The 18290-nt window shown below is 35.8% G+C and carries 20 protein-coding genes; 12 read left to right on the plus strand and 8 right to left on the minus strand.

Features of this window, described 5'->3' with window-relative positions; translation table 11 throughout:
• Positions 1–15 precede the first annotated feature (15 nt).
• The 9 genes from V2145_RS04970 (at position 16) to V2145_RS05010 (ending at position 8724) form a co-directional block, all read left to right on the plus strand.
• Positions 16–843: a PRD domain-containing protein gene (locus tag V2145_RS04970; protein ID WP_094912015.1), complete on the plus strand. Its 828-nt coding sequence runs from the start codon at positions 16–18 to the stop codon at positions 841–843.
• A gap of 232 nt (positions 844–1075) precedes the next feature.
• A complete protein-coding gene (locus tag V2145_RS04975) occupies positions 1076–2461 on the plus strand; it encodes a sucrose-specific PTS transporter subunit IIBC (RefSeq protein WP_094912016.1) in 1386 nt (461 codons plus the stop codon).
• An 88-nt stretch (positions 2462–2549) separates the two neighbouring features.
• Positions 2550–3497 (plus strand): aminoimidazole riboside kinase, encoded by a 948-nt coding sequence (locus V2145_RS04980; protein ID WP_094912017.1) that lies wholly within the window; start codon positions 2550–2552, stop codon positions 3495–3497.
• A 361-nt stretch (positions 3498–3858) separates the two neighbouring features.
• A complete protein-coding gene (locus tag V2145_RS04985) occupies positions 3859–4122 on the plus strand; it encodes a hypothetical protein (RefSeq protein ID WP_131888096.1) in 264 nt (87 codons plus the stop codon).
• Between the two features lie 32 nt (positions 4123–4154).
• Positions 4155–4928, plus strand: a complete 774-nt coding sequence (gene yidC / locus V2145_RS04990; RefSeq protein ID WP_094912019.1) for a membrane protein insertase YidC — start codon at positions 4155–4157, stop codon at positions 4926–4928.
• A 229-nt stretch (positions 4929–5157) separates the two neighbouring features.
• A complete protein-coding gene (locus tag V2145_RS04995) occupies positions 5158–6354 on the plus strand; it encodes a TolB domain-containing protein (RefSeq protein ID WP_311857156.1) in 1197 nt (398 codons plus the stop codon).
• A 34-nt stretch (positions 6355–6388) separates the two neighbouring features.
• On the plus strand, positions 6389–6889 hold the full coding sequence (locus V2145_RS05000; protein WP_330987374.1) for a GNAT family N-acetyltransferase: 501 nt from the start codon (positions 6389–6391) through the stop codon (positions 6887–6889).
• A gap of 303 nt (positions 6890–7192) precedes the next feature.
• On the plus strand, positions 7193–8035 hold the full coding sequence (locus V2145_RS05005) for an ATP-binding cassette domain-containing protein (RefSeq protein ID WP_330987375.1): 843 nt from the start codon (positions 7193–7195) through the stop codon (positions 8033–8035).
• A gap of 2 nt (positions 8036–8037) precedes the next feature.
• Entirely contained in the window at positions 8038–8724 is a 687-nt protein-coding gene (locus tag V2145_RS05010; RefSeq protein ID WP_094912023.1) for an ABC transporter permease, read from the plus strand.
• Positions 8725–8750: 26 nt separating this feature from the next.
• Here V2145_RS05010 and V2145_RS05015 read toward each other — a convergent pair whose 3' ends face one another.
• The 3 genes from V2145_RS05015 to V2145_RS05025 form a co-directional block, all read right to left on the minus strand.
• Positions 8751–9611, minus strand: a complete 861-nt coding sequence (locus tag V2145_RS05015; RefSeq protein WP_094912024.1) for a glycerophosphodiester phosphodiesterase family protein — start codon at positions 9609–9611, stop codon at positions 8751–8753.
• A 141-nt stretch (positions 9612–9752) separates the two neighbouring features.
• On the minus strand, positions 9753–10379 hold the full coding sequence (locus V2145_RS05020) for a class F sortase (RefSeq protein ID WP_286175452.1): 627 nt from the start codon (positions 10377–10379) through the stop codon (positions 9753–9755).
• On the minus strand, positions 10379–11185 hold the full coding sequence (locus tag V2145_RS05025) for a DUF4397 domain-containing protein (protein ID WP_311857169.1): 807 nt from the start codon (positions 11183–11185) through the stop codon (positions 10379–10381). Before V2145_RS05025 ends, V2145_RS05020 begins: the two co-directional genes overlap by 1 nt.
• Positions 11186–11469: 284 nt before the next feature.
• Here V2145_RS05025 and V2145_RS05030 point away from each other — a divergent pair, with 284 nt between their 5' ends.
• Positions 11470–12360 (plus strand): YitT family protein, encoded by an 891-nt coding sequence (locus V2145_RS05030; protein ID WP_131888089.1) that lies wholly within the window; start codon positions 11470–11472, stop codon positions 12358–12360.
• Between the two features lie 257 nt (positions 12361–12617).
• Here V2145_RS05030 and V2145_RS05035 read toward each other — a convergent pair whose 3' ends face one another.
• Positions 12618–13070, minus strand: coding sequence for a hypothetical protein (locus tag V2145_RS05035; RefSeq protein WP_094912027.1), 453 nt, complete (start codon positions 13068–13070; stop codon positions 12618–12620).
• A 39-nt stretch (positions 13071–13109) separates the two neighbouring features.
• Positions 13110–13886, minus strand: a complete 777-nt coding sequence (locus V2145_RS05040; protein WP_094912028.1) for a hypothetical protein — start codon at positions 13884–13886, stop codon at positions 13110–13112.
• A gap of 135 nt (positions 13887–14021) precedes the next feature.
• On the opposite strand from V2145_RS05040, the gene V2145_RS05045 reads away from it, so the two are divergent.
• Positions 14022–14765 (plus strand): alpha/beta fold hydrolase, encoded by a 744-nt coding sequence (locus tag V2145_RS05045; RefSeq protein ID WP_094912029.1) that lies wholly within the window; start codon positions 14022–14024, stop codon positions 14763–14765.
• Between the two features lie 40 nt (positions 14766–14805).
• Here V2145_RS05045 and V2145_RS05050 read toward each other — a convergent pair whose 3' ends face one another.
• The gene (locus V2145_RS05050; protein ID WP_311857174.1) at positions 14806–15402 is read right to left on the minus strand and encodes a DUF3885 domain-containing protein; all 597 of its coding nucleotides are present in this window, start codon (positions 15400–15402) and stop codon (positions 14806–14808) included.
• Between the two features lie 283 nt (positions 15403–15685).
• On the opposite strand from V2145_RS05050, the gene V2145_RS05055 reads away from it, so the two are divergent.
• Entirely contained in the window at positions 15686–16033 is a 348-nt protein-coding gene (locus V2145_RS05055) for a hypothetical protein (RefSeq protein ID WP_256993367.1), read from the plus strand.
• A 12-nt stretch (positions 16034–16045) separates the two neighbouring features.
• Here the strand turns inward: V2145_RS05055 and V2145_RS05060 are convergent, their stop codons facing one another.
• The gene (locus V2145_RS05060; protein WP_311857175.1) at positions 16046–17179 is read right to left on the minus strand and encodes a Ger(x)C family spore germination protein; all 1134 of its coding nucleotides are present in this window, start codon (positions 17177–17179) and stop codon (positions 16046–16048) included.
• Positions 17176–18282: a GerAB/ArcD/ProY family transporter gene (locus V2145_RS05065; protein WP_311857177.1), complete on the minus strand. Its 1107-nt coding sequence runs from the start codon at positions 18280–18282 to the stop codon at positions 17176–17178. The genes V2145_RS05060 and V2145_RS05065 overlap by 4 nt, the downstream gene beginning before the upstream one ends.
• Positions 18283–18290: the final 8 nt, after the last annotated feature.

Raw genomic sequence — 18290 nt, forward strand, 5'->3', positions numbered from 1 at the left:
AGGAGGAATAACCGGTTGAAAATATTTAAAGTACTAAACAACAATGCAGCTGTTGTAAAAGAAGGGAAAATTGAAAAGATTGTAATGGGGCCGGGAATTGCCTTTCAAAAAAGTAAAAATGATATTTTAAATAAAGCCAAAGTTGAAAAAGTTTTTGTGATGAAAGAAGAAAATGAAAAATTTCAGGAAATATTAAAAAGCTTACCTGAAGAGCATATTCAAGTAGCAGAAGAAATTATTTCATATGCAGAACAGCAACTAGGCGTTACGCTTAGTGATCATGTTCATATTGCTTTAAGTGATCACTTATCATTCGCAATTGAAAGGTTATCTCGAGGAATTGTCATTCAAAATAAACTGTTACATGAAATTAAAGCACTGTATCGTCCAGAATATGATATTGGTGTGTGGGCGATTGAACAAGTTTCCAAACGTTTAAAAGTTCAAATGCCAATTGATGAAGCGGGCTATATCGCTCTTCATATTCATACAGCTAAACTGCATACATCCAATATGGAACAGGTAATGATGAATACAACAATCATTAACGAAATGATTGAGATTATTAAAGAAGAACTTGAGCTCAAAATTGATGAAGAGAGCATTTCCTACCAGCGATTACTCACTCATTTGCGCTTTGCGCTAAATCGAATTGCTGAAGATGAGCCTTTTCATTCAATGGATGAAGAAATGCTGAACATGCTGCAAACTAAGTACAAGCGTGCTTACACATGTGCTTTAAAAATTGGAGCATTTCTAAAAGCTGAATATGATATAAATTTTCCACCTTCTGAACTTGGCTATATTACGCTCCATATTGAAAGAATTGGCCAAAGACCCTAAAAAAGTCTTGACGAACAATGTCGAAATAGATACAATGAAAGCGTATTAATTGAATAAGCGGGATTGTGACTGGTTAAGCAGGCAAGACCTAAAATGCGTAAAAGATGTATGCACTGCGGTTGTGCATATGTATTTGAATGCGCGTTTTAGGTCTTTTTTTGTTGTCATCGTGCATGAGGCTAGTTAAGTCGCAGAAACTATAGTAAAAACAATAAATAAAGGGGGAATTCGCATGGATGTGAAAGAAATTGCGAAAAAGCTTGTTCCGCTTTTGGGTGGAAAAGAAAACGTTGTCAGTGCTCAGCACTGTGCGACACGCTTGCGTTTAGTTATTCGAGACGAAAGCAAAATCGATCAAAAAGGTTTGGATGAAATAGACGATATTAAAGGTGCTTTCTCTAATTCAGGACAATTTCAAATTATTTTTGGCACAGGACTTGTTAATAAAGTACATGCAGAACTTATGAAAGAGCTAGGCGTAGAGCACCAAAAAGCAGAAAAGCCAGCAGATCATCAAGAAGAAATGAAGAAAAAGATGAATCCGTTCGCAAGGTTCGCTCGTATGCTTTCAAATATTTTTGTTCCAATCATTCCTGCCATTGTAGCAAGTGGTTTATTAATGGGTCTACTTGGAATGATGAAAGCATTTAAGTGGGTTTCAGAAGATAGCTCACTGTTTATTTTACTGGACATGTTTTCGAGCTCAGCATTTATCATCTTACCAATCTTAATAGGGTTTTCAGCTGCTAAGGAATTTGGAGCCAATCCATATTTAGGAGCCGTAATGGGTGGAATATTAACCCATCCAATGCTATTAAACCCATGGACCTTAGCAGATGCCAAGCCTGAATATATGGATTTCTTAGGATTGAGTATCCCATTGATTGGCTATCAAGGTACGGTTGTACCGATTTTACTTGCGATTTATGTAATGAGCAAAATTGAAAAAGGTTTGCGTAAAGTTGTTCCAAATGCAATTGATTTACTAGTAACACCATTTTTGACGGTTATTGTTACAGGATTTATCTCACTGTTATTTATTGGGCCATTTGGAAGATATATTGGTGATTTGATTTCAATTGGTTTACAATCAATGTATGATGTAGCCGGTGTATTTGCTGGTATTGTGTTTGGTGGTTTGTATTCTACGATTGTATTAACAGGACTACAACATAGTTTTCATGCAATTGAAGCGGGCCTTCTGGCAAATCCTAATATCGGAGTTAATTTCTTATTACCAATATGGGCATGCGCTAATGTTGCACAGGGTGGCGCCGGCTTGGCGGTATATTTTAAAACAAAGAATGCAAAAACAAAGAAAATTGCAATTCCAGCCGCTGTTTCTTCGTTTCTTGGCATTACTGAACCAATTATTTTTGGTGTAAACTTAAAGTTACGTAAACCATTTATTGCAGCAGCTATAGGTGGTGCTGCTGGTGGTGGATATGTGGTACTAACGAATGTTGTTGCAAACGCATACGGTTTAACAGGTATCCCAATGATGGCTATTGCAGCTCCGCTAGGAATGAGTAATTTAATTAACTATATTATTGGAATGGTCATTTCAGTAGGGGTAGCGTTTATTGTTACGTGGTTTATGAAATTAGAAGAGGAATAAAGAAAATGAAAGAAAAGTAGGAGTAAAACAAAGGTTCATTTTACTCCACTTTTCTTCATTTGTATCATAAGGAAAGAGAGGGAGAAAAATGAAAAATGGTGTTATTTCATTAGGAGAGGCATTAATTGATTTTATTCCATTAGATCATACGAATCTTACATATCAAAAAAGCCCAGGAGGTGCGCCTGCCAACGTGGCGGTAGGAGTGTCAAGGTTAGGGTTGAAATCTACATTCCTTGGAAAAGTTGGAAATGATGTATTGGGTCATTTTCTAAAAGATACGCTTGACGAATACGGCGTTGATACAACAAATATGCAGCTTACGGATGAAGCACGTACGGGAGCGGTTTTCGTTACGTTAGATAAAGACGGTGACCGCAGCTTTAATTTTTACATTGACCCAAGTGCAGATCGGTTTTTACACGAAGCAGAAATTGACGAAGAGCTATTTAAAGAACATCGAATTCTTCACTTTGGAACAATTTCAATGATTAGTGAACCTTCACGCTCTGCTACTTTGAAAGCTGTAGAACTGGCGAAGAAGAATGATGTTCTTGTGTCATTCGATCCTAATGTTCGTTTAACGTTGTGGAAAGATGAAGAAAAATTGAAACGAACAATTGTGGAGATGCTTCCAAAGGCAGATATTGTAAAGCTTTCAGAGGAAGAACTTACTTTTATTACTGGAAAAGAAACGATTGAAGAAGGATTAGAAGTGCTAAGCCATTATGCTATCCCGCTTTTAATTATTACATTAGGAGCAGACGGCAGCCTTGCTGTATCTTCTAAAGCAAAAGTAACTATTTCTGCTATGAAAGTAAATGCTGTTGATACAACAGGGGCAGGAGATGCCTTTGTGTCTGGGATGCTTTATTCTATTAATCAATATAATGGTCAGCTTTCAAACTTAACGGAAGAAGAACTTACTTCTTTTGGACGCTTTGCAAGTGTTTCTGGAGGATTAGCAGCTTCAACAAAAGGTGCGATGACAGCATTACCTACAATTCAAGAAGTTGAAAAGCTTCTTGTAAAATAAAAAATAAGCTGGGTCATAAGTAATTCAGTCAATGATAAACCTGAACGATTGAGAGTTTCTTACTTTTAATTATTCAGGTTTATTTGTTAGTTGTGAAAACAGTTTGAGAAACAGGGGAGAATGGCAGTAGCGCAATGGAACGAACGTGTTCTGACAAGGTAAAGATATAAGAAAAGAGAGTGTTCGTCTTTTGGAAATTTGTTTTGTGATGTCCCACACTCTGTCTATAAAATATAAGCCTTGGTGAAACTTTTTCACAAATAAACCGTAGAAGATAAAGACGTACGTATTGTGTCAGCACATTGTAAATGCTACACTACTAGTAGATTCATTAACTACAGTTTAGAAAGAGAGTAAACATATGGATTTTTATCATGATTTGTTTCTATATGTTCCGTACTTAACTGCCCTTATGGCTTATGTAGTCTGCTATTATATGCTTCGGGAATCGAGGTATGTAGCGGTACGTACAGAGGAGCTAAGAGAGTCCACTTGCATTCAAACTAGCGTGGCAGTATTTGCGGCATGGAAGCGTTTGAAGACGCTTATTCATGTATATAGAAAAACACCGGTAAAAGAAAAAAACACAGATGAAGAAGACCCTTTCCTTCTTGTTTTCGCTTAACGTAATCATTTAAACAATTAGGAGGAAAGAAAATGAAACGACATTATAAATTATTAGCAGTTTTAGGAATGGTATTAATTGCACTAGCAGGATGTAGTACACAGAATCCTGTTACGTCTACAAGCGGCGGGTTTTGGGATCACTACTTTGTGTATCCTTTGTCTCTTGCGTTAACAAATGTAGCAGAATTTCTTGGTGGTAGTTATGGATTATCTATCATTGCTGTCACAATTATTATTCGTCTAGTTCTACTACCTCTTATTTTAAAGCAACAAAAAAGCACTATGGCTATGCAAGCATTACGTCCTGAAATGGAAGCTATTCAAAAAAAATATGCAGGTAAGAAAGATCCTGAAACGCAGCAAAAGCTTCAAAAAGAAATGATGGCGTTATATCAAAAGCACCAAATTAATCCTTTAGGCGGATGTTTGCCTATTTTGATTCAAATGCCAATTATCTTTGCGTTTTATAACGCTATTGCACGTACAGAAGAAATTGCACAACATTCATTTTTATGGGTGAGTTTAGGTGCCCCAGATCCATACTTTATCTTACCAATTGTTGCAGCTGTTACGACATTCTTACAAATTCGTGTAAGTATGACCGATGAAATCCAGCCTCCAATGAAGATGATGATGAACATTATGCCAGTCTTTGTACTAGTTGCTGGTTTTACACTTCCATCCGCTTTAGCTCTATATTGGGTTATTGGTAACTTATTTGGTATTGGACAAGGTTATTATTTGAAAAAGAGAATGACGTTATTAAAAAGCAAATCAGATACTAAACCAGCTCCTACTAAGTAACTAAAAAAGGCAGTCGTATGTATATACGACTGCCTTTTTGTTTTGGGTAACAACATTTTGGTTGTGAAAAATATATAAATTGGATTCACTTACATACTTTCAAGGTATAACAGCGAGACTTCTTAAACAGAAGTCTTTTTTACAGTTTTTTGTCATGAGATGTTTGAATTTGTGCAAGGATAAGAAGAAGTATATATGAGAGATAAATTTAATAAAAAGGAGTGACAAGATGAGACGCTTTTTCTTATGCTTCTTCATGATAGTATTACTTCCAAACACAGTTCAATCAGCTTCTAATTTTAAGGTGAGTTTTATTCGAGATGGTGACGTGTGGATTTATGAAAACGGAAAAGAAACAAAAATTCCTTCAAGCAATGAGGCAAGTGAACCGGTTTGGTCAAAGGATGGTTCCTATATCGCCTATAAAAACGGAAAATCGTTGATGGCCGCTAGCGTAAAAGGTAAGCAAACCGAAATTGAAAAGAATGTACAAAGCTATCAATGGTCACCAACTGGTATGGAGTTAGCTTACATATCAAACAACATTTTAACTATTTATAACGTTAAGCAAAAGAAAAAAAGCCATGTAGCCCTTGGTGTTGATCAATTTTCATGGTTCCCAGACGGTGAAAAATTTTTAATAACGGAGTCCGCGACGCTATCACCGAGAGGTTGGGGAGCGGTTAAGTTATATACAGTTGAAAAAAATGCAAACTTAGATATAAAAAAGGTTGAACCTTTTGCAACCTTGCCCCACCCCAGCGACTCCTTTTTTGCTTATACAACGAGTGAATTTAAGTGGTCAGAAAATGGCCATTGGATTAGCTTTTTAGCTATTCCGACAGCTTCTATGTCAGCGGATGGAAACACGCTATGCGTCATAACTTCTGAGGGCAAAGCTTTTCAAACAATCGGTACAATGCTAAACGTATCAAATTGGTTTAAATGGTCTCCACATCAGCAAGAGTTAGCTTTTATTAACGGAGAAGGTCGAATTGCTACTGAAAATAAAACGTTTACTTTAAAAGAAATGCCTGTTTTTAAAGAACATATCTTTACTCCAAAAGGGTTTGCTGATTGGGACTTTACATGGGCGGCGGATAAGAAAATTATTATTTCAAGAGTACAGGAATCGGATTGGTCAAACGACGTTAAGAAACGGCCGCTTCCCTCACTTTATACAATTAACTTATCAAAAAACGAGCAAGAAAAATTAACCAATCCTTTAAAAGGCTGGGGAGATTATGCACCAACATATATAAATCACTCTAAGCAAACCTTATGGATACGTACAAATCGCAAAAGTGCCAACATTATGTCTGGTAGTACCAAGCAAGAGAAAGCACTTATTAAAGATATTGATGTGCCCGCTAATTATTATGATTTATATCGGTGGAGTGATGTTTTCACTGTATACGAGCCCTAATATGTAAGAAAATAAGCGAAAACCAGGTGAGGATATGAACATTCGGTTATTAACGAAAGAAGATGCAGATATTTATTGGGAGCTACGTTTAAGAGCCCTGCGAGATCATCCAGAAAGTTTTGTTTTAAGTTACGAAGAAGAATGTGAAAAAGAAGTGTCAGATATTCGCAAGCAGTTTCCTACGCTTGAAGATGAGTTTATTGTGGGAGGTTTTCTTGATGATAAACTGGTTGGAATTGTAGGGTATAAAAAACAAAAGCCTTTAAAAGTTCAGCATAAAGGAGAGGTTTGGGGAATGTACGTAGCTCCAGAAGCGAGGGGGGTGGGGCTTGGAAAATCACTTTTAAAAACAGTTGTTGAACAAGCTTCAAAATCAAAAGAGCTGCTGCAAATCTATCTTGTAGTGGCAGCTAATAATCCAGGCGCCAAAGCTCTGTACACATCTTTAGGATTTAAAAGTTATGGATTTGAAAAACAAGCTTTACACGTAGATGATAAATTCATTGATGAAGAACATATGGTTCTTTATATGTAGAAGAGGAAAAGGGGCGGAGACATAAGCATTGCAGTGAACTAGGTATCCAAGTGATTGCGAATGAACTTGCAATCATTTGGGTATTTTTGTTTGCTTTGAAAATAAGTTAACAAGCGAGTGTTTGCAGCGTAATGGAACGAACGTATTTCTGCCACTTACTTATGTTAGAAACGTCATAATTCGCCTCTGAGAGTTAATTTTCTTGTCTAAAATTGTATGTGAAAGCACTATTTATGTAGTAAATATGCTACTATTTAACTAACCATATTTATTACATGTTTTACTAAAGGAAGGACAAGTAAAATGGAAACATTAATTCAATTGAAAAATGTCTCAAAATCATACAAAAAGCAAACGGTACTAGAAAATGTCCATACAACTTTTCAAAAGGGAGAAACAGTAGCCATTGTCGGCAAAAACGGTGCCGGAAAGAGTACGTTATTAAAGATTTTAGGAGGGTTAATTAAGCCAACTAAAGGGAGTGTAACAATTGATTCCTTCGTTGGATTACCGGCATTTGTGGTAGAACAATTTCCTCAAGAACTTCCATTTCGACTTCAAGATTATCTATTCCATATGGGGCGTATTCAGCAAATCTCGAAAAAAAAGCTGCTTTTAAAAATTGAAGAGTTGCTCGAGACCTTTGACATGATCGAGTATAAGTATGAAGAAATTACATCTTTTTCAAAAGGGATGAAGCAAAAAGTCAACATGATGCAAGCAATGTTGGGATCTTCAGAGCTTCTTCTTCTTGATGAACCGTTATCTGGTCTAGATGCCAAAGCACAGGTTGATGTTGAGAAAGCGTTTCGTCGATTAAAAGATCGAGGGATGACCATTATTTTTACTTGTCATGAAGAAAGGTTAATTCAAGTAACAGCAGATCGAGTAATTACCATTGGTGCCCAAAAAATACTTCGAAGTCAGCGTATTGAGTCTATAGATAGGCTTGCTGTTATTGAAGCAGACTTTATTATAAATAAGCCGATTCGAGAGCTCAAAGGGAAGTGTGCTAAAGTTGAGCAGCACGGTAGCCGTTATACGCTTTATATTAAAAAGCAAGACATGAACCAATTGCTCAAAGAGCTAATCGAGGTACGAGCAGATATTCATCGGATAGAAATTATTGAAAGGGAAGACTATTAGAAATGATTGCATTAATACGATATCATTACCTTACGTATTTAAAGTCATACCGGTATATTCCGCCATTGGCTTTATACTTAATCTTATTAATTATTACCTATACATACACACCGAATCCAATACTAGATAGTTTCTATAATACTTCTATTTATTTATTCTTTACTTTCTCATGGGTTACAATTTCATTCATGCATGCAGAAAATAGTAAGCAAGAAAGAATTACAAGGCTACATGTAAGAAAAAAATCAGTTTATTTTATCAGTAAACTAATCAGTATTGTAGTAATGGCAGTTGTTCTAAGCGCTGTTTCAATCATATACCCAATCGTCTTTAATATGTTTTCTTCAATGCCCACTGTTAAAGAGCAATTGTTTGGATATTTTCTGCATTTGGTAAGCTGCTTAACAAGCATGAGTGTGTCATTGCTATTTACTCGCCATATGCTTCGCACGGGTAATCTTTCATGGTTTGGACCAGTTTTTGTGTTGGTGTTAACGCTGGCAGTAGCTGGTGTTCCTTATCCTTATGAAGGTTTGCAAATGTTTATTTATTTATTGCCACCAATAGCAGCCATGATAAATTTTATTAGTGAGGATTCCTATGTGTGGGTTGGCTTTTGCTGGGGAATAGCCTATTCGGCTATAGTAATAGGTTTTTATTTATCACTTGTCCGTAACCGAGATATTTAACTTTACCAAATAGTCTAAAGCCCCTTTTACATAGGAAAATTATATGTAAAAGGGGTCTTTTTGTAAGGATGAACAGCTTGATATAAACGGTCAGGATAATTCGTGAAAATACCGTTTACACCCCATTGAATTAGCTTTTTCATCTCTTTTGTATCGTTTACTGTATAAGCATGAATGTCTAGTCCATATGCTTGAACCGTTTTTATATAGCTTTTTGTTAATGTCTTCGAACTTGGGCCGATTCCATCAGCGTATCGATGAATGTTCTTTAACTGATTCGGCGTTAATAAGCCTTGTCTATAGGAAACTAATTGAATGAGCATAATAGAAGGTTCTAAGTGGTGAAAAGTGCGCAGACTTTCATCACTAAACGATTGAATAATAAGCTGTTGTTTATTTATATTGTACGTATCTAAAAGAGTCATTAGCTTTTTTTCCATACCGGGATATTCATGAGGTGATTTTGTTTCAATATAATAGCGAATGTCGTTTCCAAACGTAGCAAAAATTTCGTCAAGTGTTGGAATATAAGCTCCTTTTCGTTTAGTAGAAAACCAGCTTCCTGCATCTAAAGCCTGAAGTTGCTTTACAGTTTTATTTTTCACATATCCTGTTCCATTCGTTGTACGGTGTAGGGCATAGTCATGAATGGCCACTAGTTGCCCATCTTTAGACATATGAAGGTCAATCTCAATATAGTCACTTTTCATTTTTTGTGCCAGCTTATAGGCTTCTATTGTATGCTCTGGTTCATGGCCAGAAGCTCCGCGGTGGGCAATGATAAGCGGGTTTTTTTCAGCAGTAGTACCCACGCTGGCGTTACCAATAAAAAAAGCAACTCCCACTAGGCACGTAATTAAAAGTACAATAAGCCATTTATGCTGCATATGATAGCCTCCTGTTCATCTGCTTTTATTTTATAGTAGTAAGGAAGTGCATGTAAACGAAGTTTTCGTATTCATTAGTATGTCCGATAGAACAAGATGTTTTCATGGATATAGTGAAAAAATCATAAAAGTAGCCAATGCTTATTGAGCATTGGCTACTTTAGTATCCTGAAGTTTTGTATAAACAACAAGACGTTCTTCATGTGTTTTATTTTGTCTATCGAATAATCCTGTACATGTAATTAAATTAAGTTGATGATCAAATGTTGGTCCAAAGATTTCTCGTAAAGGTGCATCTTCACGAGGGTAGGCTTCTTTATTGGTAACAACAAATGTAAGCACATTACCTGATTCGTCGGATACAAAAATTTCATCGCCTTTATCAAGTTTATGAAGGTTGTAAAAAACTGCGGGTCCTTCCTTATCATCAACATGTCCAGCAATAACAGCATTTCCTTCATTACCAGGCTTTGTACCAGGTTCAAACCATGCCACATCGTTACCGTTATCAGGAACACCCATTTGTCCGTCATTTGTTAAGCCGGTTTTTTCAATCGGCGCTTGAATGCTTAACTTTGGTATTGTAAGCTGAGATGGGGCAGAAACATTAACTGACGCTTGTGGGGGCGAACTTGTTAATTTTGTTTCTGCCATTTTTACTTTTTCAGGCTCTGGTTGTGCAGTAGTTGTGACTGACTGTGCTGAGCAACCGACTAACCCTAAAAAAGCTGTGCATATAACTGGTAAAGCCCATCTCATGTTCTTCATTAATTCTCGTAGCCTTTATGACGACGAACAACAAAGATAGCAACCGCTCCAATTCCTAATAGAGTTAATACAGGAAGAAGAGAATCATTTGATTGCTCAGAAGCTCCACCCATACCTGTTTTTGGCATTTCAGAAGGCATTGCTGTGTTGTCTTTTAAGACAATTGGCTCAAGGTTATCAGCAGTATTCACAGCTAAAACTGTATATACTGTATTTGCTTCTAAGTTTGTACCTGCAAGATCTAATACTTTTGTATTACCGTCAGCAGTTGTTACTTCTAAATCATACGTATCAGCGTCAACTTCTGAATAATCTGTTACTTGTTTAAATGATGCGTTTTCAAAAAGTGTAGGGCCATTGACAACGCCTACATTTACGGCCGGAGCATCAGGAGAAAAGTGGCCTACACGTACTTTGGCTTTTCCTTCTGTTACATTCATATCGTCTTCAAGTACTTTCAATTCTAAACTAGCCACTTTGTTAATTGCAGCTACAGTATAAGCTTTTCCCGCTTCAACTGTTAAGCTTGTAGAAATGACAGCCTCTTCTTTTCCTTTTGTGCCAGCAGCATAGATGTCAACTTTATGTTCACCAGAAGGTAAAGTTAAATAATCAGTAGCATCTTTAAAAGCCGCACCTTCAACAGCAGCTTTTCCATCAACATATACGTCAACTTCAGGTGCATCTGGTGAAGCATGAACAACACGTACCATTGCGTCATTGCTTGCAGCTGATGCGAAATTTCCGGTAAAAGCAAGTAATAAAACAGCCATTAAAGAAGCAATACCAACTTTAATTTTTTTCATTTGTTTCATTCTCCTTTTTTGTATACTTTTTGTTTAACATTTGCGCAAATGTTGTACACATATTTTATACCCAATATGTAATTTTGAAAACTTTTAAACTGTTTTTTTAATTTGAACATTTTTTGAAGGTAAAAAATGTCTATACAACTCTGCAATTGTTATCATCTACAAGTTTCTCCAATATATTCATGGTTTAATGCGCAAGAAGCGAAATATAATAAATAAAACAAAGTAAAATATTCAGAATGTTATGATAAAATTTATAGAAAGGAGTGGATGTGCCAATGTTACCAGTTGAAGAAAAAAAAGTGAAAGTAGTGCATCGATCTTTGCCACGCAAGATGATTATTAAGCGTGTGTTACTAATTTTATTTGGCGCTATATTAATGGCGGTAGGTTTAGAATTTTTTCTAGTACCTAATAAAGTCATTGATGGAGGCATTGTTGGAGTGTCTATCATATTGTCTCATTTAACAAGTTTAAAGCTTGGAGCGTATATTTTTGTACTAAATTTACCTTTCTTTTATATAGGCTATAAGCAAATTGGCAAAACGTTTGCTTTATCAACTCTTTTTGGAGTCAGCATTTTATCTATTGCTACATACATTTTTCATCCACTGCCTGTGCTAACAACTGATCCACTTTTAGCAACGGTTTTTGGAGGTATCATTTTAGGTATTGGGGTAGGAATTGTAATTCGGTACGGTGGCTCTTTAGATGGCACAGAAATTCTCGCTATTTTATTTAACAAGAAAATGCCTTTTTCTGTTGGAGAAATTATCATGTTCTTTAATCTATTTATTATAGGAAGTGCAGGGTTTGTGTTTGGGTGGGATCGTGCTATGTATTCGTTAATGGCTTACTTCATTGCTTTTAAAACAATTGATATTGTTATTCAAGGGCTAGACGAGTCAAAATCTGCATGGATCATTAGCGAACAATACGAACGAATTGGTGAAACCATTTTAGCAAGGTTAGGCAGAGGAGTAACGTACTTAAAAGGAGAAGGAGCATATACGGGTGATGATAAAAAAGTAATCTTTTGCGTTATCACAAGGTTAGAAGAAGCAAAGCTAAAAGAAATTGTTGATGAAATTGATTCAACTGCCTTTTTCGCAGTAGCAAATATTGCTGAAGTAAGAGGAGGAAGGTTTAAGAAAAAAGATATCCACTAAGTATAAAAAAGGCTGGGATACAACTAATTGTACTCTTCTCAAAGACAAATCGTGGCGTTTTACAATAGTTAGGTTGGAGCCTCAGCTTTCCTTCTAGTTCTCGTGGGAGTGGAATGCCTTACTCTCCATTCCACTAGTTTTTAAAACGATCTTTTAAACCAACTTAATAAAAACATCCGAACTATCAAAAGTAGTTAACTTGCGATAGTTCGAATAGATAGTTGGCAGAAATAATTATGTTTCACCTTCTTTTTGCTCTATGAAAGAACTGCTAATCCCTTAGAGAAGTTTGTTTTTAATATTTTAATTACATGATCTGTTTGTTCGGGTATACACTCTACGATTAAAATCACTTCCGCTCCTTGCGCTTGTTTACTTCGCTTTTTAACAAATTTATAATAAATAAAGTTAATTAAAAAGCCAATGATAAATCCTGAAGCAGCACCAATTAACCCCCAGTATATAGGTCCCCATGTTAAGATAAATCCAACGCTTGCGCCTATAACTGCAAAAGCTGTTGCCAAGCCAGCAGCGATGTCAAATAGGCTAATACCGTCTGATTGATGAATGCTATCAAAAATTAAAAATTGGTCATCTTTTATTTCCAGTGGGATGGCTAAAATTTGGCTTTTAGGAATGCCACTGCGCTCCAATGCTACAATGGCAAGTTCTAAATAAATTGAGTGATCGAAAGTAGAGAATACTTGCATAATGGGCTCCTTACTATATCGAGATTTAGCATATAGAAGCTATAATCGCTGTTTTAATGAAAAGCGGTATTGTTGATAGTTTTGTGAAAGAAAGTCAGCTTGTTCACGATCATATAATTTATTGTTCTCAATGGTGTTAACATAGGCATCATAGGAGCTAAAACCGTATATAGAAGGAAGGAATAAAAGCCATTCTATATTTAAAACGCTTGTTGAACTTGGGATGTCTCCTAAAAAAAGAAAATGAACTGCCGGAAGAAATTGTGATTGATAAAAAAATACGACTACCCAAATTAAAGAGAAGAAACCTATGATAATTCGGTGAATATAAAGTTGACCCGCGCCTGGCATCAGTATGGACCACATGACAGCTACTAGAGGGCGGCGTTTATCAAGGTAATTGACTTCTAAAGCACCCATTTTAAAGGTATCAAAAGGCTCGTTTTGGTGTTCAGCCAGCACGTATACTTTGTTTATGTCGATGGTTGTGCGGTAGCTATCCCAAATGGCAAATAGATAAACAGGAATATATAAAAGCGCCCATCGAGTATCCAATATGGTCTTGGCTTCTTCTACCCTACCGGTAAAAGAATATACCATCGCAACATTAATATTGGCATGGATATTTGTATAAACCTCCCAAATGAATAAGAGCAGTCCCGTGATGTTTTTAGATAACAAAAGGTGACCGAAACCTGGAAAAGCAGCAGACCACCAGGCAATAATATAAGGGTTTCGAAGGTGGAGTTGAGTTGTGCCAAACAAGCTAACATGGGCTTTATGTCGCTTGTGCGTTTGGTAAGTAATATGCTTCATACAGAATTCCTTTGCTGGTTAATTTGTTTTATTGTTCCGTAGAACCATTATTTTCATTCATAAAGGTGCATTTTTGCTACAAGATAATGTAAAGTTGAATGTTCCATTCGGTAGTATAAAGAAAAGAGGAATTTTATGTTTAAACGATTACTTAAAGTACTAGTAGTAGGAGTTTTGGTTTTACTTGCTGTTTTGATAGCATTCTTTGTCATTTGGACACAGTTTGATTATAAGCATTCTCAAGAAGTTGAAAATTTAGGCGTTTCAAAGCAAGCGATACAAAAAGATGGCTACCTACTCTTTCAGCCAAGTGACAATAGTGATATAAAAGGTGGCTATATTATTTATCAAGGCGCAAAAGTAGATGCAATGGCATACGGTTACTACGCACAAGAAGTTGCAAAACAAGGATATCTAGTAGGCATAGTAGATGCGCCTTTTAATGTTAGTTTCTTTTCAAGTAACAAGGTAAAAGAAATTATGAAGGAATATCCTACTATTGATAATTGGTTTATCGGAGGCCATTCTTTGGGAGGAGTTGTAGCCAGTTCTTATGCGTATAATCATCAAAGTAGGATAAAAGGTCTTATTTTGTTGGCTTCCTATCCAATGAATAAAAATGATTTTTCAAACACGAATTATCCAATTCTATCCCTAACAGGTGAAAGAGATGGTTTATCAACGCCCAATAAGATTTCAGAAACAAAGCATTTACTTTCAAGGAATGCCAAAATAGTGGAGTTAAAAGGAGCAAACCATGCGCAGTTTGGTCTATACGGTGAACAAAAAGGGGATAATAAAGCAACGATTTCTCCTCAAGAACAGCAAACGCAAATGGTTCAACACACGGTTCAGTGGCTTAATAAGCAAATAAAATAAAACAAAGCTGCTGTATCTATTCATAGATACAGCAGCTTTGTTAGCTTATTGGTGAATGTTCAGTAGCATCCATATCCAAAATCCATTCTTTAAACTTTTCTTGTAGTAACCCAAGCGAACGTTGATTATTAGATACGACATCTAACGCTCGATCATCATAGAGATGAAAAATGGTTCCTTTGCTTACATTGATAATGTAACATTCCTCTTCAATCGCAGGTTGGATATGTAAATCGCGATTCGCAATAGATTGTAGTAACTGTTTTTGCTTCAAGTCAGTTGGCTTGCATGCAATAGCATACTCATTTTTAGTTGATAACAGCTGTACGCTTGTCTTTCTTAACCGAGAGCGAATAAATTTTTTCATTAATATATCAGTGCGCTTTAGAAAAGATAGTTCAGTTTTTGGAGATGGCGAACGAAATACTACGATGAGCTCATCCTCTTCATCATGAAGTGCTTTAAAAATTTGGTATGTGCGTTTATAAACATTTTTCATATACCCTTGTTCCCACACGCGCTTTTGATTTGTTAGCTTGAATCGAATACCTATTGGTGCATTGTAAAAAAGCGGTTTTTTCATTTGGACATTAGGAAATAAGTGAGATAAATATGATTGTAAAGTAACATTGTTCATACGCAACACCCTATCTATTCGTAAAGTTTTTACGTTATTATTGACTCAAGTTTAGCATGAAGTTAATTGGAAATGTGGAGTGCAAACCTGATTTAACGGAAAGGTAATGAAACTGTTATATTTCCATTCAAATTCTTATAAAAGAAAGGTGTTTTTTACAAAGCTGTCGTATTAGTAACGTAAATACTTTTACGTCAATCAACCTTCATAAAAATAACATGGCAGAGCATTTTTGCTCACGCAGAATTTCACTTGATAATAGAGTTAACCATATGAAAAGTAGGTGAAGATAATAAAAAAACAAATCTTGCTAGTCGTAGGCGTTACGTGCTTATTATTTGTGCTCATTTTTTATAAGACTATTTTTCAAGAAGGAAATCCGATACCTTTAGCAGTTGGTATAGCAAAAATGAAAACAGGAAATGAAAAAGTAGTTCAAGTTTCAGATAAACCAGAGCGGTACTTAATTCACTCGGATGATTACCTGTCGTTTATTAAAGAAATGGATAAAAAAGGTGATACCTTTCAATACCAGGAAGATGAGTTATTTTATTTTGATCGAGAGGAAAAGCGAACTTCTTTTGAAAGAAAGTCATATACAAATCACTATATGATCATGGAATTAAAGTAAGACAGCGGCTCATTAGCCGCTGTCTGTTTTTGCTCCAAAATCTTCAATTGTAACGTTAATATGATAATCAATAGTAGAATTTGAAAAAATAGTGTCCCATTCTTTTCGATGTTTCTTCCAAAATGAAGGGTGGTTAATTCGTACATATTCTCTAAATTCAATTGCATCTGCTTGATAGTCATTTTGGAGTTTTTGAACTATTTTGCTTGTATCTGATTTTATAATTTTTTCGACATTTTTTTCAATATGGTTAATAAAAGAAGGGGAAAGCTTCTGGTCAGAAGCATCCCAATCTTCTGATAGCCTTCCAGATGTCTTTACGTAGACATCAAAATGAATGCTATGGTCGTTTTTAACTTTGGTTTTGACTTTTTGTTTAACAGAACCAATTTCAAACGAGAAAGGATACCTTCCATGCTTGCCGTACACGATCCCACCTTGAATATCCCCTCTTAACCAACTAAGTGCTTGTAAGTCGTTTTGAGATAAAAATGCGTATATCTTCCTACCTTTAATTAAAGCTGCTCCGTTTAACTGGATGTCTTTTTCTAACTTTGAAACACGTTGTACTAAAAAGCTTTGGTCCGTTTCTAACTTAGCTGATATTTCTCCTAATGATAAAGTGGGAAGTATTTTATTGGTTCGATATCTATTTTCAACTAAATCATATATGACATTAACCGGTGGAGTATCCATTCCTTTAATCGTTAAAATATCCTTTGCTTGGCCATTTGTAACAAAAATAAGGCAGCTTCTGCGGATTTCATTATCCCTAGCAAGCTGATCCATCAGAGCGTCTAATTTAAAGGTCTTCCCAGCTTGTTCACCAAATACTAAAATACGCTGATGCTGACTGAACAAAGGGTCTTGTTTTAATGCAATATCTCGTGTAATTTCATGTACTGTGGGTCCTTTAGTGACAATGTTTTTATACGGTGAGGACGAGGACGATGACATCCCACCTCGGTCTGGAGATACAAGAGTTTGGTGAGTGAGCATAAGGTTATGCTGATCCGTTTTTTCGTTTACCGTGTCTAATGAATCAATACCAACGCCAATGACGAGTGAGAGTTGTTCAATATTACGGTGCCGAGAGCAACCCACTAATATAATTATCATCATGATGAGAGCCAAGTACTTATTCATATCTTCTTCACTCGTTTCTTAATTAGCATAATGGGCCCTAAGAAAAGTGGAACTGCAAGAAATACAATTAAAAAACCCCAGCCTAAAAGGTCAGCAAACGCAATAACGTCTCCGGCTGTTTTAGGGAGAAGTGAGCCTACTACAATGATAACTGCTAGAGTTACACGAATAATAGCGGACTTCTTTGTGGAATTCTTTTTTAACATCATGGTAATCCCTGAAAAAGCTAAAAAATTAAACATCTGAAACGTTAAAAAAAATTGTAATAGCCAAACTGTGAGCAAGAAAAGCTCTAAGCGTTCAACAAAGATCCCTTTTACTTCATGAGACTGAACAAATGCAATAGTTGGATAAACAATCGTTTTAACTTCAGGTACTGTTAAAGCGCCAACGACAAGAATATAGGTAATAATATAAAGGGTAAGGGGAATCCCAAATCCTATGAGAGCTATCTTTCGAATTTGCTTTTTATTCTTTAGATATTTTGGTAAAAACAAGATTAATTCTGCACCTACAAATGAAACAGAAACTGTTGTAAATGCATTTAAAATTGGATGAATCCCATCAGCTAAAACGGGTCGAAGATTTGAAATGCTAACCATATTAACGCTAAAACCATAAAGGGCTAATAAGATAATAATAGTAAAAGGAAAAAACAAAGCCATCATCTTACTAATTGTATTCATACCACCTGTTAGCGTATAGAGTGATGTGAGCATAAACGTAATGATGATTACTCCCAAAGGAACACTTTCAAGAAGGTAAAATTGAATCATTTCCGACATAGCTCGAATTTCAAAACTTGATACAGCGGTAAAATAAGTAATGGCGAAAAGATTAATAATACTGCCTAAAAATTTGCCCGTTACTTCTTTTGAAAATTCATATAGCGATTGAATTTGAAAAGATTTTATCATCCAAGCAAGCAAAATAATAATTAAAGAGAATAATCCCCATTCAACTAGTAAAACAATCCATCCATCTGCATTATTTGTTTTTTCAGTAATAGAGCGTGGCAGCGTTAATAATCCTACACCGAGCATCGTACATGAAATGGTTGCTATTGCATAAAAGTTTGATAGCAGCTGATCTTGTTGCTTCATAATGCCTC

Source organism: Priestia sp. GS2 (genome assembly GCF_036409025.1).
In the GTDB taxonomy this organism is placed as follows: domain Bacteria; phylum Bacillota; class Bacilli; order Bacillales; family Bacillaceae_H; genus Priestia; species Priestia aryabhattai_A.

Coding starts and splice junctions, on each gene's coding strand:
- V2145_RS05045 (WP_094912029.1), top strand. CDS start 14,022: ATGTTTAAACGATTACTTAAAGTACTAGTAGTAGGAGTTTTGGTTTTA.
- V2145_RS05010 (WP_094912023.1), top strand. CDS start 8,038: ATGATTGCATTAATACGATATCATTACCTTACGTATTTAAAGTCATAC.
- V2145_RS05005 (WP_330987375.1), top strand. CDS start 7,193: ATGGAAACATTAATTCAATTGAAAAATGTCTCAAAATCATACAAAAAG.
- V2145_RS04995 (WP_311857156.1), top strand. CDS start 5,158: ATGAGACGCTTTTTCTTATGCTTCTTCATGATAGTATTACTTCCAAAC.
- V2145_RS05050 (WP_311857174.1), bottom strand. CDS start 15,402: ATGAACAATGTTACTTTACAATCATATTTATCTCACTTATTTCCTAAT.
- yidC (WP_094912019.1), top strand. CDS start 4,155: ATGAAACGACATTATAAATTATTAGCAGTTTTAGGAATGGTATTAATT.
- V2145_RS05025 (WP_311857169.1), bottom strand. CDS start 11,185: ATGAAAAAAATTAAAGTTGGTATTGCTTCTTTAATGGCTGTTTTATTA.
- V2145_RS05040 (WP_094912028.1), bottom strand. CDS start 13,886: ATGAAGCATATTACTTACCAAACGCACAAGCGACATAAAGCCCATGTT.
- V2145_RS04980 (WP_094912017.1), top strand. CDS start 2,550: ATGAAAAATGGTGTTATTTCATTAGGAGAGGCATTAATTGATTTTATT.
- V2145_RS04985 (WP_131888096.1), top strand. CDS start 3,859: ATGGATTTTTATCATGATTTGTTTCTATATGTTCCGTACTTAACTGCC.
- V2145_RS05000 (WP_330987374.1), top strand. CDS start 6,389: ATGAACATTCGGTTATTAACGAAAGAAGATGCAGATATTTATTGGGAG.
- V2145_RS05035 (WP_094912027.1), bottom strand. CDS start 13,070: ATGCAAGTATTCTCTACTTTCGATCACTCAATTTATTTAGAACTTGCC.
- V2145_RS05030 (WP_131888089.1), top strand. CDS start 11,470: ATGTTACCAGTTGAAGAAAAAAAAGTGAAAGTAGTGCATCGATCTTTG.
- V2145_RS05015 (WP_094912024.1), bottom strand. CDS start 9,611: ATGCAGCATAAATGGCTTATTGTACTTTTAATTACGTGCCTAGTGGGA.
- V2145_RS05020 (WP_286175452.1), bottom strand. CDS start 10,379: ATGAAGAACATGAGATGGGCTTTACCAGTTATATGCACAGCTTTTTTA.
- V2145_RS05060 (WP_311857175.1), bottom strand. CDS start 17,179: ATGAATAAGTACTTGGCTCTCATCATGATGATAATTATATTAGTGGGT.
- V2145_RS04975 (WP_094912016.1), top strand. CDS start 1,076: ATGGATGTGAAAGAAATTGCGAAAAAGCTTGTTCCGCTTTTGGGTGGA.
- V2145_RS05065 (WP_311857177.1), bottom strand. CDS start 18,282: ATGAAGCAACAAGATCAGCTGCTATCAAACTTTTATGCAATAGCAACC.